Below are 22,855 nucleotides of genomic sequence, written 5' to 3' on the forward strand. Positions count from 1 at the left end.
CAGCATACGAACACCGTCCGTTCTATACAATAGTTACCTATATTATACAACATTAACGCGGTGTCGTCTTAAACAAAATCAACATAAAAAAGCTGTCGAGACTTTCTCGACAGCCTGACCGCAAAATAGATGCGGTCTTTTTAAATTTCTTGAATCGAACAATCTTACTTTTCTACAATTTTTTTGAATTCGATCATAAAGTCTTTAGGATCTGATTCTACAGTATAAGGGAATACACCTTGTTTCGTATGCAAATAAAGAACACCATGGCCCTGCCCGATACTTTTAAACGATATATCATATACCTCATTGAGAGAAAACTCCCGGTATGCTGATACAATTTTAGTTGTATACAAGTGTAAAACACGACGATGAATGACTGTTTCCTGTTTTAACGGAGTTACGATCCTTTCTGCTTTGTAATACGGCTGGACTGAAACAATATTGTGCACATGATCCCTCCACATTTATTATCAATCCAGACGGACAAAGACTCAAATCCTGCACTATGGGCTACTTTCATTTTGGTTGTTTTGAAGACATTTTTTGTTCCAATACCGGCGCCAGATCATCCTGAACACTGTTCTCCCATAAAGGGACTCCCGAACGGTAGGCAGCTCTTCCATTTAGATGTCCGGCTACGGGAGAAGTGATAAAGACAAACACAATGGCAAGCAGTAATTTGATGCTGACCACGTCTACATAAAACAAAAAATAAAGAAAGGCTCCTGTTAATACGCAAAGCACGCCAAGCGTTGCACTTTTGGTTGCAGCGTGAGAACGTAAATAAACATCTGGCAGCCGAATCAATCCAAACGCGCTCAATCCACAGAACAGAGCGCCGAATAAAACAAGGATCGCAATAAGCAACTCACCGATCAAGTTCATCACCCCCAGTATCTATGACGGCTTCTCTTTCTATATATCTCGCCAACGCCGTTGTTCCTATAAACGTCAGGATTCCTATAACCAGAACAATCTCAATAAAATCCTGTGTCCTCAGCTGCATGCAGATCACAGCAATCATAGCTAGCAGATTTATACCTATCGTGTCCAGCGCGGCTACCCTATCCGGACGGGTCGGTCCTTTAATCAAACGGTACAAGCAACCTAATATGGCCAAGGAGAGAATAGCCAGTGATGCAGTCAAAAGTGTCGAAACTATCACTGTGTCACCTCCATGATCGCTTTTTCAAATGTCCCTCTAATTTGCTCAGAAAGCAGTGTCGCGTCCTGTATGTCCATGGCATGAATATACAGCATTTGACCTTCTCCGGATACTTCCAGAGTGAGCGTTCCTGGTGTCAGACAAATGAGGCACGATAAAATAGTGATCTCCCAATCTGACTTTAGGGCGGTCTCATAGACAAAAATGCCTGGGCGGATCGTCAGCTTCGGGCGGAGAATATGATGGATCACCGCAAAGCTGGAAACGATCAGCTCCCGCATAAACAGAAGTAACAGCTTCAGGATGGCCCATATGCGCTTCAGGTAGAAAGGTTCTGGACGGAATTTATGCAAAACAAGCAATATGGCTATCCCTAGCAGAATGCCCATGGTGAACCGCGACCCTGACCAGTCGTTGTTAAGTAGCATCCACAGCAACGCAATCATCAGATTTAATAATATTTGAAAGACCATCTTCATCTACTCCTTTATTACAGCTTCGATGTATAGCGCGGGATGAGCCAGCACATCACCGGCTTGTGCAACATAGGAATAGACCCAATCCGCCCCGATGCCCATCAATATAACCAGGACGAGTAAACTGGCCGCCACAGTACTCACACTTTTTAGCCTTATCTTCGGCAGGTCGCCTTCGGGTTCATCCCCCCAAAATGCAAGCCTGAATACTTTGATCAGCGAATACAGCACAAGGAAACTCGAGCCTAGCCCAATCAAGGATAATGTCAGCATTCCGGCATCCAGTCCGCCCCGAGTGATCAACACTTTACCGGCAAACCCGCTAAGCGGTGGAATACCTACAAGTGCAAGGGCCAGTGTAAAGAACATCCAGCCGATTAAGGGATAGCGTTTGATGAGGCCCCCCATATCTTTTAATTGGTCCGTTCCCGCTGCAGTGATAATGATGCCCCCAAGAATAAACATTAATCCTTTCGCCAACATATCGTGCAGCAAATAGAATACCGCCCCATTCAATGCATCTGGTGTCGCTGCAGCCAGACCGAAGGCCACAAAACCTACACTGATAATGACGTTGTAATTAAAAATACGGGGAATATCATTATAAGCTACCGCTCCCAGTCCTCCCAGAATCATCGTAGCCGCCGCCATCCAGGCGATCCACGTATGCGTGAGTCCGGGATCATTCACAAAAATAAGAGTAAAGGTCCGAATGATTGCATACAGTCCCACTTTTGTCAGTAATGCACCGAACAAGGCCCTTATAGCAGACGGCGGCGCACTGTAAGAACCCGGCAGCCAGAAAAAGAGGAATAACCCCGCCTTCAATGCGAACACAATCAGGAACAGAACAGCGATCACATTGAGTACGCCGCCCTGCCCCGCTTCAGCAACCCGCTGAGACAAATGAGCCATATTCAGGGTGCCGACAGCCGCATACAGATAAGCAACTGCCGCCACAAAGAGTGTGGAAGACACAATGTTAATAAGCAAATATTTGGACGTTTCCCGAAGCTGGTGCTTCGTTCCCCCCAGTGAGATCAAGGCATAGGAGGAAATCAGCATAACCTCGAAGAAAACGAACAAATTGAACATATCTCCTGTAAGAAATGATCCATAGACACCTACAAGCAGGAAGTGAAAAAAAGTATAGTAATAAAAACGCTCCCGTTCTGCCCCAATACTGCGGAAGGAGTAGAGAAGAATACCCAAGCTTACCACTGAAGCAGTCAGCACAAGCAGAGCCGCAAACATGTCCCCCACGAACACAATGCCATACGGCGGCACCCATCCCCCCATTTGCAAAGTTTGTATACCCCCGCTATGAATGCGGTAAATCAGCACGAGAGCAATCATAATATTCAAAATGGCGCTAACTGTACTAATGAACCGCTGAAGCAGAATCTTCTCCTTCATAAAAATCAATATAACGGCGGTACACAAGGGAATTAAAATCGGTAGTGCCAAGAGATTGCTCATTGTTCTTCCCCCTTAACACTGTCGATTTCATCAGTGCCCAACGTCTGGTATGAGCGGTAAGCAAGCACGAAGAAAAAGGCAGTGACTCCAAAACTGATAACGATAGAGGTCAGAATTAACGCCTGCGGTAAAGGGTCCACATAAGTTTCCGCTTTACCTCCTAATACTGGAGCAGCTCCCGTCTTTAGTCCGGCCATCGTCAGTAGCAGCAGATGGACGCCATGTGTTAGCAAGGAAGTACCCAAAACAATACGCAGAAGGCCCTTAGATAGAATCAGGTACACTCCAATTGTAAATAAAATACCGACTGCTACAGCCATAATCAGTTCCATTTCACTCATCCCCCCCTATGGTAAAAATAATACTCATGGTCACACCTACTACAGCCAGGTATACCCCCAGATCAAAGAGGACTGCTGTAGCCAGCTCGGTATCACCCATAATAGGCAGATCAAAGTGACCAAAGGCATGGCTGAGAAAAGGGGCTCCAAAAACAAACGAGCCAGCCGCAGTCAGAATTGCAATGAGCAGCCCCACCGCCGTGATCATGTGGTAATTCACCGGAAGGACTTTACGAACCGTGTCCATTCCGAAGGAAATCGCCATCAAAATAAGCGCAGCTGAAGTCATCAGCGCTCCGATGAAGCCACCTCCCGGATTATTGTGTCCGGCAAAGAACAAATACATTGAGAAGGTGAGAATCACGATTATGATAACCTTGGACAGGGTTCGCAGGATCACATCATTACTCCGGAGCGGAAAGGCAATTCTTCCCCCCTTCTTATTTTTGTTGGCGGGTGAAATGCCAGGCTCCATTTTCAAGTTAATCAAGGCATAAATGCCGAGGGATGCAATAGCGAGAACCATAATTTCGAATAAAGTATCGAATCCCCGGAAGTCAACGAGAATGACATTGACTACGTTTTTCCCTCCGGCCAAGGAGTAGCTTTCTTTAAGGAAAAACTCCGAAATGGGAGCGAATGGACTGCTGCCCATGGCTGCCAGCGCAATGAGTGTCATCGTAATTCCTACACCTACAGCGATAATCAAATTCGGCAATCTAAAGCTCAGACGCTCCTTCTCCTTCTTTAACTTTGGAAGATACTTAAAGCACAGAAGGAACAGAATGACGGATACTGTCTCCACGATCATTTGCGTTAACGCAAGATCCGGTGCGCGGAAGATAACAAACAGCAGGGTCACCATGTACCCGACTGCACCAGTGAACAAAATCGCGTTGACCCGCGACTTAGCAAAGGGGACGGCAAACGCTGCTAGAAGCATTACAACAACAATCACAGCCTCATAAAAGGCCAACGGAGCATAATGGCTCATACCCAGCGATATCCCTTGCGTCCCAAGCATCACACTTCCCAAGGCAATGACGAAAAAGCCAAATATATAAAGCAAATAGTGTCTGTTGGATCCCGTCATATAGAAATTTGTGAAGCGGTTCGATCCACGCTCCAACACTTGAAGAGATCCATCATACATGAGATTAAGAAAATTGCTACCGTTCCATTCCCGATCCAGAATCCGCAGTCGGCTGTATCTTCTATAGAGAAGTGTCCCGGCAGCGATAACACCCAGTGTCATGAATATCTCAGGTGTCCAACCATGCCAGAAATGAATGGAGACACCAAAGGTTTCCACTGGCGACAATAGCTCGTTATAGATCGAGCCCATAGCCGGCTCAATCAGAGAATAAGACAAGAGATCAGGAAATAAGCCGAATACCACAGCGAGTGAAACCAGCAGGACTGGGGAAATCAACAGACCCAGCGGTGCTTCATGCGGTATTTTATCGAGCTTCTCCGACTGGAGCTTACCAGTAAAAGTATTAAAGACCAGAATCATACTGTAAACAAAGGTGAATACACTGGCAATCCATGCAATCACCGGAATTAGAATCATCCACGACTGTGTATTCAGAACATCCAACTCCCGAATATTCAACACAGCGGTAAAGAACATTTCTTTACTCAGAAAACCGCTGAATGGTGGTAACCCTGCCATGGAGAAAGCCCCCATCAACGCCACAGAAAAGGTGACTGGCATTAAGGACATTAAGCCGCCGAGCTTGCGCAGATCCCGAGTGTTCACCTCGTGGTCGACAATACCAACCACCATAAATAGAGAGCCTTTAAAGACGGCATGGTTGATCAGATGAAAGATGGCCGCCGCAGTAGCCGTCGTATAGAATAACGACTCCTCTGTACCGGAAAAAAAGGCAGCAGCCGATCCCAGCCCGAGCAAACACATAATCAGACCGAGCTGACTAATGGTGGAATAGGCAAGCAGAGCTTTAAGATCTGTTTGTTTAATCGCTTTAAACGATCCATAAAAAAGCGTGACCAGACCGGAAAGTGAGACCAACCAGAACCATTCGGACTGTCCAGCGAATACGGGGCTAAGACGCGCCACAAGGTATAACCCCGCCTTAACCATTGTAGCTGAATGCAGATAAGCACTGACAGGTGTCGGTGCCTCCATGGCATCGGGCAGCCAGATGTGAAAAGGAAATTGTGCGGACTTAGTAAATGCCCCCAGTAGAATCAGCAGCATCGCCGGAATAAACAACGGGGACTCGGTCAATAAGCCGACTTGGGCTATAATCTCTCGAATGCTGTACGTTCCACTCATTACGTAGAGCAGATTGAACCCCGCGAACATCGCCAGCCCGCCAAAGACAGTGATTAGCATCGACTTCAGCGCTCCATAACGAGATCTTTCCCGTCGGTGCCAAAAGGCGATCAGCAGGAATGACGTAATACTGGTTAACTCCCAGAATCCATATAGAACCATCAAATTGTCGGACAATACGACACCGAGCATTGCTCCCATAAACATGAGCAAATAGATGTAGAAATGGCGAATCGCTTCCGTCCGCTTATTAAGATAATAAATGGAATACAAGATCACCAGCGCACCCATTCCCGTAATCAGCAGAGCAAACAGCAGGCTGAGTCCATCCAGATGCAACGTAATATTAATCCCAAGCGAAGGCATCCAAGATATAGTTGACATCGTATCATTTCCAGCCTGAATGTCCGATATCCTTGTCAGGAAGTATAGGAAAAGAGCTGTGGGTACGGGCAAGACTGTCCAACCTGTATGAAAGCGCGAAATGCCCTTGGTCAACGGGATTAGGACAGCCAGCAGAAATGGAATCAAAATTGCAGCATGCAACACAGTCGAGCACTCCCCCTATATAAATTTATTTTTTTGTATATGAACTTCTAGGAATGCGGCTTTACCCATTCACTTTGCAGAATTCTCAAATACTGGGCTTCGCCATTTCTAACGATTTTGAATAGACCGCTGTTGAAATCAGTATCCAGCTCACGAAAAAATATCCCTTTTATCGTATCTTCTCCACCAGGCTCTTCGCTCAGTACATAACTTCCATCCTGCTTCACCAAATAAGCGGAAAATCCCTTCTCATGTGAGTGCTCTAAAAGCTCGGGGTAACGCTGTACAGCCACAATATGAAGATCAATAGGACCCAGCTGTTCAATCAAATCGTTGACAAAATTACCACGGGTAATCTCTTGCCATAGCGTTTGACTGGACTGGCCGATGATGATTTGGGTAACCTTTTTTTCCCGGGCTGTCTCCACAATCACCTCAGCTGTCTTTTTTCCATTGCATTTACGAATCAGAAACGCTCCTCCAGCATCTTTGGTCTACTTTTCCCATCCCGAGAGGTATTGTTCCTTGTTTTGGTTGTATTCATGATCTGTGGTTGCATCCACAGTAAGCACATATAAAGGAGCCCCGAGTAACCGGGACAACTCGCTGCCTCTTTGAATTAACCGCTGTCCGTGCGGACCATAATGGACACACACCATAATGCTCTCATTGTTCATCTCCGCCATCATTTTCTCTGCCTCCTGTTTCCAATTTACGAAAAAAACACAAAAAGAGCCTGCTGTTGGCAGGCTCCTCCGGGTAAACCAATATACAATTAGTCTTAATTATATAGTTTACCGGGGAGATTGTAAAGGTAAATCCTTTTAGGCGTATAGCACCTAGTATCAATGGAGAATATTCATACAAAGGAGTGGTTCACATGTTGATGCGCAAAGTGATGATCTGCACCAGTCTCTTTATCCTGTTGCTTGTCGTGGGCTGGAGACTTGAATATAATATTCATGCAAAAGCAGTGAAGAGCAACCAAAAGTTATCAGCAAATGAAAGTTACAAATTCCGATCCGCCAATTTTGCTGAACCTGTTCTAATAAGCATTCCCTTTCTCCCCCGGGAGTATGTACGGATAGTACGAAAGATTAGCGAATAGTTGTTAGCTTTTCCGATTAGCTTTAATATAAGCCCTTGACTATAGCCGTTTTACCAACCACGATTTAGGATGGGACACTAGTACAAAAAGCAGCAGATCAAGGAGACTATTCCCCGATCTGCTGCTTTTTTGGCGATTATTTCTGACAAGAATGGTGCTTGATCATGAGTACGAGGTTTGCTTACCAAGCATAGGCTTCTGGCGCAGGTTTGCCGGGTCCGGGGAAAATCTCATTCAGCTTGGCAAGCACATCTTCGCTCAATTTGACCTCAGGTACCCGTAGAGCATCCTCTAACTGTTCTAAGGTCCGTGGTCCAATAATTGGAGCCGTCACGGCCGGATGGGACAGTACCCAAGCCAGTGCAATCACGTCTTCCTTTTCACCCAGCTCGCGGGATAATGCTGCAAATTGCTCCAGCTTTGCACGATTCTGCTCCACCTTTTCCTTGGCGCGTGCGCTGCGAGAACCAGTACCTGCTAACGCATTCCTTCCCAACAGTCCGCCAGCCAGCGGGCTCCATGGAATCACACCCAGCCCCAGCTCCTGAGCTGCTGGTAATACTTCAAGCTCGGCGGAACGTTCGTTCAGGTTGTACAAATGCTGCTCGGATACAAGCCCCAGAAAACGCCGTGCCTTCGCTTCGGCCTGCGCCACCGCAATATGCCAGCCCGCAAAATTACTGGAACCGATATAATCGACTTGTCCCCGATCCACAACGGACTCAAATACGCCCCACAGTTCATCCCATGACACGTTTCGGTCAATGTGATGCATTTGATATAGCTCTACATGGTCGGTCTGCAGACGTTTCAGAGACGCATCCAAATGACGGCGAATTTTATAAGCAGACAAGCCTGATCCAGCGTTGGGTCCGTCATTTTCATTTTTCATGTCCCCATATACCTTCGTCGCCAACACGACCTTCTCGCGTCTTCCGCCGCCCTGCTGGAACCATCGTCCGATAATTTCCTCTGTCCAGCCTTTACGGTCATGGCCATATACATTAGCCGTATCAAAAAAGTTAATGCCCGCATCCAGCGCGGCATCCATAATTTTAAACGCGTCCTTTTCTTCGGTTTCCGGTCCGAAATTCATCGTGCCTAGACATAACCGACTAACCTTCAAGCCTGACTTTCCTAAGTATGAATACTCCATACTGCCTCCCGCCTTTGCTTAAGGATTTTAAAATTCCGCAAATTTACATGCCAAAAAAGACCATTCTCGCTTTATTCACCAGAAAAAACCGCATTGAAACACCCCCAAATGCAATTTAAAGGTTGGATAGCGCATGCAAAAAAGCCCCACGCACCGCCGAAGCATTAAGCGCGAGGCCATCTCCCCTTATACTACCCGCCGAATATTAAAAGAAGTGACTTTACGGTGGTTGCCAGCGGAGCGGAGGATTTGAATCTGGAGAAGCGGAGCGCTCGCCTTTGCCACGGGATTCTTACCTTGTCATGTCCTAATCCAATCCAAAGAATCCCGTGGCAACAGCGATCGTAAGATCAAATCCTTCGCGGAGCGGCTTACTTCAACCACCGTAACTCATTCTTTTTTAACCATCAAGGAATCAATTTCGTTTCTTTCGCTCGCTCGGCCATTTTTTTCGTATATTTGCTGAGTGGCTTCTTAAACACCAATCCAAACAGGAAGCAAACACCGATAAATACAAACAGCATCACCACATCTCGTGTTACCGTTGAAGGCAACATCCCTCCTACTGTCTCTCGTAACAGACTAACCGCATAGGTGAATGGTACGAACGGATTGAGCGCCTGAAAGAACGGTGTACTCGTCGCAATCGGGAATGTCCCTCCTGAACTGGAGAATTGAAGTACCAGCAGGATGACCGCCAGTCCCTTGCCGATATTGCCGAACACAGAAACTAGTGTATAGGTCATCGCCGTAAACACCAGACTGATCAGCATAGAGGACAGTACAAATGCTACTTTGGCATCCACATACGCCCCGAGCAGGAACAAGTCACCGAGAGACACGCTCAGCGCCTGAAAAATACCAATCGTGGAGAACGTCATAAGCCGTCCGAAATACACTTGGTAGCTTTTATATTGACCTTCCGGGTCATCCACATCTACCCTGAACATCGAGACCAGTAGCATCGCACCTACCCAAATCGACAATGTAGTGTAAAAAGGTGACATCGCAGAACCATAGTTGGGGATCGGGTATATCCGCTCCTGCTTCAACAATACCGGGCTGCCGAGAAAATCACTTTCCTTTTTCACATCCCCCTTGAGCAACGCAATAGCTCGTCCGAGTGCATTTTCGCCCTTAAGCTTGCGGATTGTGTCTGCGGCCTGACGTATGGAATCCTCGGCAGCTGGGAGATCCGTTCTCACAAAATTGGCTACCTGGTGCAATGCTTTTTCAGCCTCGGGAAATTTGTTTTCAATCAAGTCAGCCATTTTGACAAACTGTTGTTCCGCCTTGGGCAAATCATTACGCACAAAGTCTGCCGCCTGATGAATTTTACTTTTCACCGCAGGCAAATCGTTATTTACGAAGTCTGCCGCTTTGTTCACAGCATTTGTAAACTCGCCCATGCGTCCTTGAATCGTCGTAGCCGCTTCATGCAGCTTCTGACGGTATTGTGGCAAATCCTGCTGGAGACGTGTTAGCTCTTGCTGACCGAATTCTGCTGCAGCCTGTGCGTCATTTAATAGCTTTTCGATATTTGGTAGCTGCTCTTGAGCTGTAGTCAGCACATTGGCAGAATTACGGGCAACGGATTTGATTTGATTCAGCGCCTTTTGAATGGCGGGCGCATACTCCGTATCATAATTACTCAAAATGCTGTCAATTCCGCTACTGATTTCTCCTGCAAGGCGATCAGCGTCATCCAGCAGATTTTGCGCAGGCTTCTCTCCGCGCTGAATGGCATCCCCGATGCTAGTCACCGTGCTGTTCAAGCGACGGAAACGATCCTCCACCCCGCTCACACGGGAAATAAGTGAATCCAGAGGTTGACTTGGCAAATATCCGTTAACACGGGTCAACAACTGAGAAATATGATCCAGCACCCCCACGGCAGTCGTCAGCCTTCCGCTGACACGATTCACCGCAGCTTGTGCTGCTTTAGGATCAAAATCCACACCTCGAATGATGCCTGTAATTTGAGAAACTTCATTCGCAATTTGTTGTACCAGCTGTAAGTCCTCTTTAACTACTGTACCAATCGAATCAAGCGCACCCTCGTTTTTGTCCAGAAATTCAAGTAAACCGGTTGTAAAATCCTTACCTGTATCCGCTATTTGCTGTACTTCCGGCAGTGCTTTCTGGGCAGCATTAATGACCTTAAGGGCCGTTTGCGTGTCCTCCAAGGCAGTCGTTAGTGCGCTCTCTACCTTACTGAAATTTCGATCCAGTTCAACAATTCGATCTCCGGCCTTTTGAATATCGGGTAGTCTTTTTTGTATATCCAGAATAACTGCGGCTACCTTGTCCAGCTCCGGCAAGTTTTTGTCAATCTTGAGCACAAGGTCGCCAGCGCGGTTGATTTCAGGAATTTTTTCCTTCAATGCAATGATCTTTTGTCCCTGTGCCTTAATTTTCGGCAAATTCTGCTCCAGCTCAATCGCCTGTTTGCCTAACCTATCGATATCCGGCAGACGGTTGTTCAGCTCCAGCACCCGGTTCTCGATGTTGCGGATAGTCGGGAGCTCCTCCTCGAGCTTTACTCCGGCTTCCTTCAACTTCGTCAATACCGCCTTGCTGGCAGTTTCAATAAAGTTTTGGCTAATCTGGTTCGTCAGAGAGGTTGCCCCCGAAGATGTAATTTTCGGAGCTACTGCATTAATTTTTTCATTTACGGCGTAATCAATTTCCGGCTTTTGCGGATTTTCAGTCAGCACACTCGTAATTTTCTCTGAAAAATCTTTCGGAATGAGCAGACTGGCATAATAATCACCGCCCAGTACACCTTTTCGTGCCTCCGCTTCATTGACAAAAGTCCAGCCCAGCTTCTTGTTATTTTGAAGGTTATGCAAAACCTCGTCGCCGATATTAATCTTTTTACCGTTCACTTCAGCACCCTGATCTTGGCTGGTTACTGCAATTTTAATACCAGATGTATTGGCATACGGATCCCACATCGCTTTCAAATTCACCCATGCATAGACGGAAGGCAAAAGAATGATGCCAATGACTAATAAAGTCCCGGTCGATACTTTGAATACATTTCTCCAGTCTGTTAAGTAGATTTGCCATATCTTCCGCAACTTCATCACTCCTCGTATGTACATTAACCTGTCGTCCCGTGTTGTATGCACACGTATTGTAAACGATTCGAGCGAATGAAGCCAATGATGTGAAAAATTAAAGATTTATGACCTCTCCAGCGTTCTTTGGTAGCTATTTGAATCGCTTGAAAATTTGTTTGTTTGCCCATACAAAATGTAATGTCAAAAGCAGTTAGTAAATATGAAAAAACGTATGGTCTGATAGAGATCATACGCTTTTTATTAAAATCAACTTGCTTAATTTCGAACTCCATTTGCAGGCATAGCTTCCAGTGAATAAAATGCTCCTTTTTTATTGATTTTTCCCACAACGGTAACCGCGCCTTTTCGGGAGAACGTATACTCGTTATCCTTAATTTTTACGGTGTATCCTTTCAGGTTAATTCCAAAAAAGGATTGTACTTTCGACTTGGCGACTGCAAGCGCCTGGTTTTTGCTGAGCTTCGGCTTGGCAAATGCTTTGGCAAAGTCCTTATCTCCATCCCAGTCCATACCATACTCACTTTTTACGGACCACACTTTACCGGTTTTTACGCCAATCAGTACGTTGTTTAATTCATTATCGTCGCGGAAGTTCCAGACAGTATCCTTGCCTTCCTGCTGACGAAGCACATATTCAAACGGCTTGATTGTAGTCATACCAAGTGTTTTAAGCGAACGGTTCGCTTTGTTGGTCAGGGCAGCTTTAAAGTCTTTTAGCGAATACATAAAGCTGGCCGTTATTTGATTTCCATGATCAAGATCAATATAAATGCTTTGGTCATTTCCCCACAGCACCCAATAATTTCGGAGTTCTACTTCGTCAACCGGGGAATATACGCGCCAGATGGCATCCGTTTTAAAAACTTTATCGGTATCGAATGATTTCAGGAAAGATGCAACCTTGCTGCGCAGGTTATGATCCATAACTTTGTTAATGTCAGCAGCATGATAGATGATGCTGGTGGACTGCACGATTCCTTTTTTGGAATCATAATTTTGGATAAAATCAGCATTTGCTGTCCCGCGCAAAGTTCCGTTTATAGTCCATGAGCCAAAAGCATTGTCGACACTTGTAAACTCTATCGTTTGTTTCCCGGCTAATGTATTCAGTACATCCGTTAAACGTTTGGTGACAGTCTGATCCAGTTTAACAGAGGTTTGTACGTTTTGAACTGTGGCAGCAGCGGGCTGCTGTGCCAATGCCAATGGCGCCGATCCTAAAAGTATTGATATTGCCGCCGCAGTTACTGTGACAGAACTCCATTTTTTCATTCAGTCCATTCCTCCTGTTGTCTACAAAAAATTCTTTAATGATTAAAGCACACATATCCCTTAGACGTGTCACAAAAGTAAAAAGTTGCTACCTACTCTAATCGCTCTTCAAGCCTCATCCAGAAATCCCAAACCAAAAGAAGCCCCTCAAGCCTAAATTTAGGCTCAAGGAGCTTCTTATTCCTACGTTATCCATTTTTCAGCAGTCTAGCCGCCGAAAATGCTGCGCCATGACGCAATTTCCGCTTTTCCAACCGTTTGTGTAGCGAACGGTTATACAGAACCTGAATGACAAAATACGAGATAATGCCTAGCACTACACCGAAAATTGACATGCCGATCAGGATGTGCAAGCCTCCGTGCAGCAAGTCTCTGAATACAGACCAGTTGCCGTGAAACAGCTCCATAAAAGAATGCTCGTGAAGTCGACCGCCCCTGACATGTACTGGATAATGAGATGGATAAATCCAAGCCCCCAGTTGCTTGGCGAATGGCATCAGTACAATCGGCAAAAAGGTCAGCTTGCCTACAACATTACCCACTATGGCCGCAGGCAGCGAGCCGCCAGACAGACGAACAATCGGATAAAAGACAAGGTATACCAGAGAAGCTGTGGAAATCACAATCATCTCCAGCCCAAAGCCAATGGCGAAGCCCAAAGAGATCTTTTTTACGCCACCAGGTGCACGCAACAGCTTGATGAAATTCAGCCGAATCGCACGCCATATATTTTGAAACATATTATATTTCTTCTTCGATTTATGAGGTTTGAGCCTGTTCGGACTGAGCTTTATCAATAGGAGGACTCCTTCAACAGTACAATTCAAGTTCAGGAATGAGTATATACAACTCCCCATCCTTACTTATGTCTATACTGTCATTATAACCCTCGGCGTTCGAAAAGCAATGCTATTCCGCCTGTTTCGCCGTTTTAGGACAGAATTCGCTTGTTGACATCGTTTTGAAGAGGTACAATGTCCCAAATTTCAGCTGCGTATTGCTGAATCGTACAATCACTGGAAAACTTTCCGGAATGGGCCATATTCACAATAGCACGTCGCGTCCACTCCGACGGATTCCGGTACACCTGTTCAATATGAACCTGCGTATCCACATAAGCCGCGAAGTCCTTGAGCACAAAGTATTCATCATTATGATCAATCAGGGATTGATAAATGGCCTCAAATTCCCGTTCATGCCGCGTAAAAGGAGCATCGTTCACCAGTTGATCCAGCACTTCACGAAGTCTCTCATCACTGTTGGCTGTTTTGCGCGCCGAATACTGGCCATCCCGGTAATATGCCTCAATCTGATCCACCTTCAATCCAAAAATGAACATGTTGGCATCGCCTACCATTTCATGCATTTCAACATTGGCTCCATCCAATGTACCTACTGTGAGCGCGCCGTTCATCATAAATTTCATGTTCCCTGTGCCTGAGGCTTCCTTGCCTGCCGTGGAAATCTGCTCACTGACATCCGCCGCCGGAATAATCAGCTCCGCCAGCGAGACCGAATAATTTTCAAGGAAAACAACTTTCAGCTTGTCCTTGACATCCACATCTCGATTGATCGTGTCCGCCACGTTGTTAATGAGCTTAATCGTCTGTTTGGCCAAAAAATAGCCTGGGGCAGCTTTGGCCCCAAAAATAAACGTGCGCGGCATCATATCCAGAGCAGGATTACTTTTGAGCTGACGGTATAGATGCATCACATGCAAAATGTTGAGCAGCTGTCGCTTATAGCCATGCAACCGTTTGACCTGTACATCAAAGATGGAGGACGTATCCAGTCGCACGCCCTGTTTCGCAAAAACATGCTCAGCGAGCCTGACTTTATTATTTCGCTTAATCGCCTGTATCCGTTCTTTGAATGACTCGTCCCCACTGTAACGAAGCAGATCGATGAGCTCGCGTGGACGGGTCCTCCAGCGTGTGCCGATGGTCTCATCATACAAGCTTGCCAGCTCCGGGTTGGCGTGCATCAGCCAACGGCGGTGGGCAATCCCGTTTGTTTTATTGTTAAAACGGCCAGGGTACAGTTCATGAAACGACTTCATCTCTCGTTCCTTCAATATTTGCGTATGCAGCGCAGCCACCCCATTAACGCTGTAGCTGCCGACGATTGCCAGATGCGCCATACGGATTTGTTCACCGTGAATAATCGCCATTTCACCAATTTTGATGTCCTGCCCCGGGTAACGCTCCAGCAGCATAGCGCAATAACGTTTGTTAATTTCTTCAATGATTAAGGAAATACGAGGAAGCAGCTCCCGCACCATGTTGACGGGCCATTGTTCCAGCGCCTCACTTAATATCGTATGATTCGTATATGAAACGGTCCGCGTCGTAATATCCCATGCTTCGTCCCAGCCCAAGCCCTTCACGTCCATCAGGATACGCATCAGTTCCGGTATAACCAGCGTCGGATGTGTATCGTTAATGTGCAGTGCTATTTTATCGGGCAATTGGCTATAGGGTAAACGAAGCTTTTCGAACGTACGCAAAATACTTTGCAATCCGGCCGAGCACAGGAAATACTGCTGCTTCAAGCGAAGCAGCTTGCCCTCATAATTGGAGTCATCCGGATAGAGAAATGCCGAGATGGATTCCACCGAGCGATTGTAGTCGAGAAAGCGGTAATAACCGCCCTCGCCTCGAATCGGTCCTCGAACGGGATCAAGCGCCGATTCCGCACTCCAAATCCGCAGCGTATTCACCTGCGCATGACCATAGCCCACCAGCGGAATATCGTAAGGAACAGCCCAGACCGTTTCGGCATCCTGTGTCTCGAATACAAGACGTCCCTCCTGTTCACGGGTTTCCACACGTCCCCAAAAATGAACCTCGACCTTTTTGTCAGGACGGCGTTCCTCCCAGACATTCCCTTTCTGTAGCCAGTAATCCGGCAGTTCCACCTGATTTCCGTCTACAATACGCTGCTCAAACAGACCATATTTATAGCGGATGCCGCAGCCATGTCCTGCATAGCCAAGGGATGCCAGCGAGTCCATGAAGCAAGCCGCCAGACGGCCAAGACCGCCATTGCCCAGCCCCGCGTCCGCCTCCTGTTCTTCAATTTCCTCCAGATCCCAGCCCAGTTCTCCCAATGCCTGCCGAACCATATCCAATACGCCTAAATTCAGCAGATTACTGCCCAGTAGACGACCTATCAAAAATTCCAGTGAAAAATAATAAATCTGCTTCTCTTGTCCTTCTTTATAGGTTTGGTTCGTTTCTGCCCAATTCTTACCGACTTGTGCGCGAATCATGCCGCCCAAAACCTTATATACGTCTTCCGACTGAGCTTCCTGCATCGGTTTGCCCAGCCTTCCGACCAGTTGCTCTCGAAAAGCCTGCTTAAATGCTTCTTTATTGCTGAACAAAGTTGTACCTCCTGTTATTTCCGTTTTGATTGCTAAGTATATCTTTTAAATCACACTATTCTTGGCAATGACATAGGGCACTCTGATGTCTCCAATCAGAGTCCGATCTGGTGAAAGCTGCACATCCTTATCTAAAACCACATTCTCCACAACTGCCCCTTTACGGATGACACATTTTTGCATAATAATCGAGTTGCTTACCCGCGCGCCCTCCTCCACCCGTACTCCACGAAAAAGAATGCTGTTCTCGACCTTTCCTCCAATGGTGCAGCCATTGGCAACAAGTGAATGATCTATCTCAGCGCTGTGCGTATAACGCGTTGGGGCTTCATACTTGATTTTGGTATGCACCGGCTGATTCTGGAACAGTGCTTGATACTGCTGCTGATCCAGCAGCTTCATGCTATTTTTATAGTAACTCTCGATGGAATTAATGACCGCATGATAACCTTCATAGCGATACGCATAAATGCGCAGTCCGCTTGGATTTTTTTGGATTGCATCGCGAAAGAAGTGATTATCCTGATGGGCAATGCAATGCTTCACCTGATCCAGATACAAGCTTTTGTCCATTACGAACATTTCCAGATAAATATTATGATGATCCTGCTCCTGATGAATACCGGTCACTCGTCCGTCCTCGGCAATCTCCAACCGTACACAAGGAGCATGCTCAGATTCGAGCTGGTCAATGGGTTTATATACGAGGGTGACATCCGCATTCTTTTCCCGATGATAACGGTATACATCCTCAATATCAACCTTGTTGACATGCTGAGTTCCTGCGTGAACAATGGTTTGCCCCGATGAGCGATGGAAAAAGTCCAGATTGTTGTGTACATGCTGCAAATCCCCACGTGATGCATCCGTCGGATCATTCCAGTCCGGTGGCAAAATAAACAACCCACCCCGTCTGCGGTCTAAATCCCAAGGCCGACCTTCACCCAGATGATCCAGCAGCGAACGGTATTTGCGGCGGATAAACAGTGCAATATCATGCACCCCTGCATGCATCATATTGGATAAGGTAAAATCAATGAGCCGATATCGACTGGCAAAGGGAACTGCGGCCCCGCACCGAAAATAGGTCAATTCCTTCAACTGATCCAGTTCGTGATCCAGGTTGATAACTCCAATGAGTCGGCTCATAGCGGACACCGTCCTTATCCGGGTTAAATTCGTGCATGAAGCTGGCATTCCTGATCGAACAAAATAATCTCATTCGAGCTATCCTCACATCCAATGATCGTGTTGTCATCAATAATCATGTTTTCGTTCACGATAGCCCGATGAATACGAACATTGCGTCCAATTTTTACGTTCGGCATGATGACAGAATCGGTAATAACGCTCCCTTCACCTACTTCGACCCCATAAAATAGTACGGAATGCCTTACTTCTCCATCCACCATACAGCCTTCATTTACGATGCTGTTTTTCAGGATCGCCCGTTGGGTTATATACTGGGCCGGTTGATTGGGACTGCGGGTATAGATGCGCCAGAAAGGATCGTTCAGATCCAAAGGCGGGTCCTGAACCAGAAGATCCATGTTGGACTCCCACAAGCTCTGAATCGTACCTACATCCTTCCAGTACCCAGCAAACGGGTAAGCATACAGCGACCGGCCATGCTGAAGCAATAACGGAATAATGTCCTTGCCAAAATCATGTGAAGATTCAGAATCGCTTGCGCTTTCCAGTAAATAGCGACGCAACACCTCCCATTTGAACAAATAAATGCCCATGGAAGCCAATGTGCTTTTCGGCTGTTCCGGCTTCTCCTCAAAATCGTATATTCTCAGATCATCATCGGCGTTCAGTATCCCGAATCGTTTGGCTTCCTGAATCGTGACATCGATGGCAGAAATCGTGCAGTCTGCTCCCTTTTCCTTGTGGTAATCGAGCATGAGACTATAGTCCATTTTATAGATGTGATCCCCTGACAAAATAAGTACGTGCTCCGGGTCATACTGATCCAAAAAATGCAGGTTCCGGTAAATTGCATCCGCCGTGCCTCGGTACCAGTTGTTTCCATTTTCTTTCTCATGCGGAGGTAAAACGAAAACTCCTCCATTCAGGCGATCCAAATCCCAGTCGCTGCCTACGCCGATATAGGAATGAAGCACCAACGGCTCATATTGGGTTAATACGCCTACGGTGTCGATACCAGAATGAGTGCAATTGCTGAGGGGGAAATCAATAATGCGGTAAGTTCCTCCAAAAAATACAGCCGGTTTGGCCAGTGTACGGGTCAGTCCTTTGAGTCTTTTGCCTTGTCCGCCGGCGAGCAGCATGGCAACCACTTCCTTCTTTCTCATAACAAAGACCTCCCTGTCATGTGCGTCTGAAGCAATTGTGGCAGGATATTTAATAATATCCATTAAACGTGAAAAGACAGTCGTAATCGTTTCATTGCCGAAGGAACGGGTAAGATGTGATGGAAAGGGTAAAATCATAGTTATGCGGAACGAGTGCAAGCAATCACTAAATCGTAAAATCCCGTTCATCATTTCACATTTTGGATGCTTTTAAATCATTAGTGTATGACAACATGATCATAAGGAGGCGTTATTCATGAAGAATAAAAAATGGGTGGTAGCAGCATTGGGAATGGGTGTTACGTATCTGATGAAAAATAAAGGGGCACGCGATAAGGTATTGAATAAGGTACAGACTATTGTCAACCGTGCAAAAACATCTGCAAAATCGTAAAATTTTAAAGCAAGAAAAAAGCGAGCCTCTCTGAATAATTGTTCAGGGAGGCTTTGCTCTGACTCTTGTCTGCATCCACGAACAACATATCTGTTCGAAGCTGTAGCAGTAGACGGTCAGGCATTCTCCTTGTGTTCTTCTACTTCCATGATATGTTCAACGGTAAAGGTTCGATGCGTCCATTCGGAAGAACGGTAGGCTTCTAGAAGACCAGAGGTACGAATTTTCTCTTTGTCCACCTTCTTAAAGGTATGAGTAATCCCTACCTTGCCCTTGAAAGGAAAAAAGGAAAGACCTACAGTCTGATCCGATAACCACTCGGCCCGAACTCGCCCGCTTTCATGACGAACAGCCGGGAAGCTCAAACCGTCAGCAAACCATTCATAATCTGCTGTAGGCGTACCCGGCTCTCGGCTGCACAGAAACAGACTTAATTCGTCGCAAAACAACATTCTCCGTACATCCGTCCGCACTTGATGTTCGAAGGTTACGCCACATGCCAGCTCCTGTTTGAGCCTCTGCCGACGCTGTTCCTCTGCCTCCTGATAAGCATGCGCAATCTGCTTGTCCTGAGCGTTTTCATGCTCGGTCCGTCCGACTAGCTCCTTGTACATCAAGCTGCACAGCAACGCCGCATACGTATTTCCTTGCTCGACTTCATCAATCCCGAGACGATAGAATACAAAACGTGGACTGAGCGGAAAATCAATAAACGTATAAGGTGCAGACACATGATCATTCCAGAAAGGTGCAGCGTCTAACTTAATCCAACCCCGGTCATGCTCCCTTGCTGCATATACAAAATCCTGCTTATGCCGTCTATTCTTGAAGGCACTCTCTTCCCATTGTGAAGCCAGTTCACCTGAAATATGGGCATGGTCATGCTGCGTTGTCATTACATAAGCTTGGTCCGTTTCATAAATAACCATATGCTCTCCCCTTCCGTTCGGCGATTCGTGTGATTGTGTACAAACTCTCTGATCGAAGGCCATGGTTATGCTTACGTTTATTATATCAGGATAAGGATAAAAAGGCAGTGAAGTTTTCCATCCTTACTTCTCATTACCCCTTTGATTCTTTAATCGAAACTGCTGCGGGGTCATCCCCTCCAGCTCACGAAACACCTTGTTAAAATGCTTTGCATTGTCAAAGCCCACGGTAGCCGCAATTTCATAAATCTTGCCCCCTTGACATTCTAGCAGCCTTTTGGCTTCTGCAATGCGCAGCCTTTTTACATATTGAACAAAGCTAAGGCCTGTATAGGATTTGAACGCCTGACTAAAATACGTATAATTCAAGGATACTGAATTGGATACTACTGCCATATTCAAATCCTCGCTGTAATGAGCATGGATGTATTGGATAGCACGCGTCATGCTACCGCTTCTATCGGCGATGGCACTAGCACCATCTATTCTCCCAGCCAGTCTATCTTTCTCCACGCTGACAACACTATCATTTATGAGGTAGTTCCTCTGCTTCAATTCCTCATTCAAAACTGCCAGCACACCGAACAGCTCCTCCCTCACAATCGGCTTGAGCAAATACTCCCGTGCCCCGCAGCGAATCGCTTCGCGCGCATATTGGAACTCGTCATATCCACTGAGAATGATCACCAAAGGTCTGCGTCCCGGCTCCAGCTCGCGAATATGCTGCATCAGCATAGTCCCATCCATAACAGGCATACGGATATCCGTAATCACCAACTCGGGCAAAAACTGCTTCACATGTTGCCAGGCTTCCCTTCCGTCCTTGACCAGTACATATTCATAGAGACCGGAAAATTCCCGTTCGATCATGGCTTGAAGTCCCATTCGAATGTTCTTCTCGTCATCCGCAATCAACAGCTTGGTCATCATTGTCCGCCCCCCTCATCATGTGACGTCTAGGCAAAATCAGAGTCACTGTTGTCGATTGTCCGGGGGTGCTGTCCAGTCTTATGCCGTATCCGACGCCATACTGCATACTCAAACGGCGATGCACATTATACAAACCGATTCCCCCATTCATCCCGGTCTCGTGGGAATCCATATCCTTTTGCGCTAGACCTGCCATGATAGCGTGTCTTCTTTCTTCAGATATCCCCACTCCGTTATCCTGTATACACAGTTCAACGATATCCTGCTTGGGGCAGGCTTCAATCGTGATGCTGAATGGGCTTTGTAATGCACTCCAACCGTGCTTTATAGCATTTTCGACTACAGGCTGCAGCGACATTTTCAGCATTTCCAGTTCCATAAACGTCGACGATAGATGAATTTCCAGCCCAATTTGGTTGTCATGGCGAATGTTCATAATGGCCACATAATGCTGAATATGGCGGATTTCATCCCGCAACGCAACACATGGCCCGGACCATTGGAGATTATAGCGCATCATCGAGCCAAGGGAGGTAAGGGCATCCGACAGCGGATACTGTCGTTCCATCTCCGCCATCATTTTTAAATTTTCCAATGTATTATAGAGAAAATGGGAATCAATCTGATGCTTGAGCGCTTGTAGTTCAGCCTCCTGAGCAGCGGCCTGCTTGTGTACTGCCTCGGCAATGAGCCCGTTAATCCGACTCAGCAGACTATGAAAATATAGGGCAAGCTCCGCTACTTCTCCCCGCCCATATACCGGAATTCTAAGCTGAAAGTCTCCCTCCTGCTGTACTTTTTTCATGGATTCACGCAGTGTATGTAGCTGCTTGAGAATGATGGTGTGCAAGGTATAAGAAATGACGGACATAAACAAAATCAGCATACAAATAATGAGCAGCATCGCATTGCGTTTCTGACGGAGATCACCCAGCGGACCGTCCAGCGCCACCACATTTAGCAGATAGGCGTTTACCCCTTCTATATAACGATACAAACCGAGATAAGGCTTATTTCCATAGGTAAAATCAAAAGCACCACCCTGTCCCTGAACGCGGGACTGAAACAGATGGTGCACCTTGGACAGAGGGATCGGAATTGTATCAGGTTGAGAGGAAGCTGTAGCTATATCGGTAGAAGACATTGGCTTGTCACCGTTCCTTGAGTTGGAATCGCCGCCGTCCAGAATGAACATTTGCCATGCTCGATCACGTTGTGGGACACCAAATACTCTAGGTGAAAATAGCTCCAGCTTCATGTTTGTTTCTACCAAACCTGCGTGTCTTCCTCCGGTAGCCTGAATTTCACGCAGCAAAGCCATATACTCCACCGTTTCGCTTTCCTGTCGGGCTTGCCCTTGAAGTAAGCTTTTCGGCCCCTTGTACATTTCCCACCATATTTTCCCTTGTCGGAGTTGGGCCGTTTTCAGCCAGGAAGCCTTGGGCAATCGTGATTCATTGAAAATCATCGGCCATATTTCATGTGCATGGGGATTACTCGTATACAGCCGAATGTTCTCTACGTTGGGATTACTGTACAGCAAGTGCTGTAAATTTGGAAACACATTCAAGTTGAATTGGACCAGCTCATCGCTGCTTATTGCACGTTCCTCGGTCAGATAACGAAGTACGTTACGATCTGAAATCGCAAGCTGTGCAGTCCGCTCCATAATTTCCATATTGCCGTGAATATGGGCCAGCTCTGTATCCAACACATACTGATTTTGTACGGTAATGTCTTGCATGGTGTTCTCGTACAGTTGGTGGAAGGTATATAGCGAGAACAATACAACCGGGATTAAAATGACTCCGATATACGCGACAATGAGCTTGACTTGAAGGGAGCAACCGCCAAGCCGATCGGCCGTATCCGTCAGCCACCGCCATATACGGCGGCGCAGCAGGCTCTTCATCATCTGTGAACGTACACGGCCTGGCATGAAATCACATCCTTAGAGTTCAA

At 46.5% G+C, this 22,855-nt stretch carries 20 protein-coding genes; 1 reads left to right on the top strand and 19 read right to left on the bottom strand.

What is annotated here, in order from left to right; all coding sequences use genetic code 11:
• Positions 1–164 precede the first annotated feature (164 nt).
• The 16 genes from AC6EJC_RS22880 to AC6EJC_RS22955 form a co-directional block, all read right to left on the bottom strand.
• Positions 165–452, bottom strand: coding sequence for a hypothetical protein (locus tag AC6EJC_RS22880; protein ID WP_223822054.1), 288 nt, complete (start codon positions 450–452; stop codon positions 165–167).
• A 67-nt stretch (positions 453–519) separates the two neighbouring features.
• Positions 520–888: a monovalent cation/H(+) antiporter subunit G gene (gene mnhG / locus AC6EJC_RS22885; RefSeq protein ID WP_444955937.1), complete on the bottom strand. Its 369-nt coding sequence runs from the start codon at positions 886–888 to the stop codon at positions 520–522.
• Positions 872–1,165, bottom strand: coding sequence for a Na(+)/H(+) antiporter subunit F1 (locus tag AC6EJC_RS22890; protein WP_444955993.1), 294 nt, complete (start codon positions 1,163–1,165; stop codon positions 872–874). The genes mnhG and AC6EJC_RS22890 overlap by 17 nt, the downstream gene beginning before the upstream one ends.
• Positions 1,165–1,641: a Na+/H+ antiporter subunit E gene (locus tag AC6EJC_RS22895; RefSeq protein ID WP_444955938.1), complete on the bottom strand. Its 477-nt coding sequence runs from the start codon at positions 1,639–1,641 to the stop codon at positions 1,165–1,167. The genes AC6EJC_RS22890 and AC6EJC_RS22895 overlap by 1 nt, the downstream gene beginning before the upstream one ends.
• Before the next feature lie 6 nt (positions 1,642–1,647).
• Positions 1,648–3,123 carry a Na+/H+ antiporter subunit D gene (locus AC6EJC_RS22900; RefSeq protein WP_444955939.1) on the bottom strand — a complete coding sequence of 492 codons (1,476 nt, stop codon included), beginning with the start codon at positions 3,121–3,123 and terminating at the stop codon, positions 1,648–1,650.
• Entirely contained in the window at positions 3,120–3,455 is a 336-nt protein-coding gene (locus AC6EJC_RS22905) for a Na(+)/H(+) antiporter subunit C (RefSeq protein WP_061830354.1), read from the bottom strand. The genes AC6EJC_RS22900 and AC6EJC_RS22905 overlap by 4 nt, the downstream gene beginning before the upstream one ends.
• Position 3,456: 1 nt before the next feature.
• Positions 3,457–6,315, bottom strand: coding sequence for a Na+/H+ antiporter subunit A (locus AC6EJC_RS22910; RefSeq protein WP_444955940.1), 2,859 nt, complete (start codon positions 6,313–6,315; stop codon positions 3,457–3,459).
• A 47-nt stretch (positions 6,316–6,362) separates the two neighbouring features.
• Entirely contained in the window at positions 6,363–6,749 is a 387-nt protein-coding gene (locus AC6EJC_RS22915) for an adenine nucleotide alpha hydrolase family protein (RefSeq protein ID WP_444955941.1), read from the bottom strand.
• A gap of 60 nt (positions 6,750–6,809) precedes the next feature.
• Positions 6,810–7,004 (bottom strand): adenine nucleotide alpha hydrolase family protein, encoded by a 195-nt coding sequence (locus AC6EJC_RS22920; protein ID WP_444955942.1) that lies wholly within the window; start codon positions 7,002–7,004, stop codon positions 6,810–6,812.
• A 600-nt stretch (positions 7,005–7,604) separates the two neighbouring features.
• A complete protein-coding gene (locus AC6EJC_RS22925; RefSeq protein ID WP_444955943.1) occupies positions 7,605–8,579 on the bottom strand; it encodes an aldo/keto reductase in 975 nt (324 codons plus the stop codon).
• A gap of 407 nt (positions 8,580–8,986) precedes the next feature.
• The gene (locus AC6EJC_RS22930; protein ID WP_444955944.1) at positions 8,987–11,662 is read right to left on the bottom strand and encodes a YhgE/Pip domain-containing protein; all 2,676 of its coding nucleotides are present in this window, start codon (positions 11,660–11,662) and stop codon (positions 8,987–8,989) included.
• A gap of 258 nt (positions 11,663–11,920) precedes the next feature.
• Positions 11,921–12,937, bottom strand: coding sequence for a hypothetical protein (locus AC6EJC_RS22935; protein ID WP_444955945.1), 1,017 nt, complete (start codon positions 12,935–12,937; stop codon positions 11,921–11,923).
• Positions 12,938–13,125: 188 nt separating this feature from the next.
• Positions 13,126–13,677, bottom strand: coding sequence for a DUF2062 domain-containing protein (locus tag AC6EJC_RS22940; RefSeq protein ID WP_444955946.1), 552 nt, complete (start codon positions 13,675–13,677; stop codon positions 13,126–13,128).
• A gap of 191 nt (positions 13,678–13,868) precedes the next feature.
• A complete protein-coding gene (locus tag AC6EJC_RS22945) occupies positions 13,869–16,322 on the bottom strand; it encodes a glycogen/starch/alpha-glucan phosphorylase (protein ID WP_444955947.1) in 2,454 nt (817 codons plus the stop codon).
• A 45-nt stretch (positions 16,323–16,367) separates the two neighbouring features.
• Positions 16,368–17,471, bottom strand: a complete 1,104-nt coding sequence (glgD, locus tag AC6EJC_RS22950) for a glucose-1-phosphate adenylyltransferase subunit GlgD (RefSeq protein ID WP_444955948.1) — start codon at positions 17,469–17,471, stop codon at positions 16,368–16,370.
• Positions 17,472–17,494: 23 nt separating this feature from the next.
• Positions 17,495–18,640, bottom strand: a complete 1,146-nt coding sequence (locus AC6EJC_RS22955) for a glucose-1-phosphate adenylyltransferase (RefSeq protein WP_444955949.1) — start codon at positions 18,638–18,640, stop codon at positions 17,495–17,497.
• A gap of 256 nt (positions 18,641–18,896) precedes the next feature.
• Here AC6EJC_RS22955 and AC6EJC_RS22960 point away from each other — a divergent pair, with 256 nt between their 5' ends.
• On the top strand, positions 18,897–19,034 hold the full coding sequence (locus tag AC6EJC_RS22960; protein ID WP_023988334.1) for a hypothetical protein: 138 nt from the start codon (positions 18,897–18,899) through the stop codon (positions 19,032–19,034).
• A gap of 116 nt (positions 19,035–19,150) precedes the next feature.
• On the opposite strand, the gene AC6EJC_RS22965 is transcribed toward AC6EJC_RS22960, so the two are convergent.
• From AC6EJC_RS22965 to AC6EJC_RS22975, 3 genes are all read right to left on the bottom strand, one after another.
• Positions 19,151–19,963 (bottom strand): DUF3891 family protein, encoded by an 813-nt coding sequence (locus AC6EJC_RS22965; protein ID WP_444955950.1) that lies wholly within the window; start codon positions 19,961–19,963, stop codon positions 19,151–19,153.
• 123 nt (positions 19,964–20,086) lie between these two features.
• A complete protein-coding gene (locus tag AC6EJC_RS22970; protein ID WP_444955951.1) occupies positions 20,087–20,893 on the bottom strand; it encodes a response regulator transcription factor in 807 nt (268 codons plus the stop codon).
• A complete protein-coding gene (locus AC6EJC_RS22975) occupies positions 20,865–22,832 on the bottom strand; it encodes a sensor histidine kinase (RefSeq protein WP_444955952.1) in 1,968 nt (655 codons plus the stop codon). Before AC6EJC_RS22975 ends, AC6EJC_RS22970 begins: the two co-directional genes overlap by 29 nt.
• Positions 22,833–22,855 lie beyond the last annotated feature (23 nt).

This window comes from Paenibacillus sp. TY11, from assembly GCF_059772165.1.

Excerpts from the sequence above, each read along its gene's own strand:
- mnhG (WP_444955937.1), bottom strand. The coding sequence starts at position 888 with ATGAACTTGATCGGTGAGTTGCTTATTGCGATCCTTGTTTTATTCGGC.
- glgD (WP_444955948.1), bottom strand. The coding sequence starts at position 17,471 with ATGAGCCGACTCATTGGAGTTATCAACCTGGATCACGAACTGGATCAG.
- AC6EJC_RS22960 (WP_023988334.1), top strand. The coding sequence starts at position 18,897 with ATGAAGAATAAAAAATGGGTGGTAGCAGCATTGGGAATGGGTGTTACG.
- AC6EJC_RS22895 (WP_444955938.1), bottom strand. The coding sequence starts at position 1,641 with ATGGTCTTTCAAATATTATTAAATCTGATGATTGCGTTGCTGTGGATG.
- AC6EJC_RS22965 (WP_444955950.1), bottom strand. The coding sequence starts at position 19,963 with ATGGTTATTTATGAAACGGACCAAGCTTATGTAATGACAACGCAGCAT.
- AC6EJC_RS22940 (WP_444955946.1), bottom strand. The coding sequence starts at position 13,677 with ATGTTTCAAAATATATGGCGTGCGATTCGGCTGAATTTCATCAAGCTG.
- AC6EJC_RS22970 (WP_444955951.1), bottom strand. The coding sequence starts at position 20,893 with ATGATGACCAAGCTGTTGATTGCGGATGACGAGAAGAACATTCGAATG.
- AC6EJC_RS22900 (WP_444955939.1), bottom strand. The coding sequence starts at position 3,123 with ATGAGCAATCTCTTGGCACTACCGATTTTAATTCCCTTGTGTACCGCC.
- AC6EJC_RS22905 (WP_061830354.1), bottom strand. The coding sequence starts at position 3,455 with ATGGAACTGATTATGGCTGTAGCAGTCGGTATTTTATTTACAATTGGA.
- AC6EJC_RS22975 (WP_444955952.1), bottom strand. The coding sequence starts at position 22,832 with ATGCCAGGCCGTGTACGTTCACAGATGATGAAGAGCCTGCTGCGCCGC.
- AC6EJC_RS22925 (WP_444955943.1), bottom strand. The coding sequence starts at position 8,579 with ATGGAGTATTCATACTTAGGAAAGTCAGGCTTGAAGGTTAGTCGGTTA.
- AC6EJC_RS22920 (WP_444955942.1), bottom strand. The coding sequence starts at position 7,004 with ATGATGGCGGAGATGAACAATGAGAGCATTATGGTGTGTGTCCATTAT.
- AC6EJC_RS22955 (WP_444955949.1), bottom strand. The coding sequence starts at position 18,640 with ATGAGAAAGAAGGAAGTGGTTGCCATGCTGCTCGCCGGCGGACAAGGC.
- AC6EJC_RS22935 (WP_444955945.1), bottom strand. The coding sequence starts at position 12,937 with ATGAAAAAATGGAGTTCTGTCACAGTAACTGCGGCGGCAATATCAATA.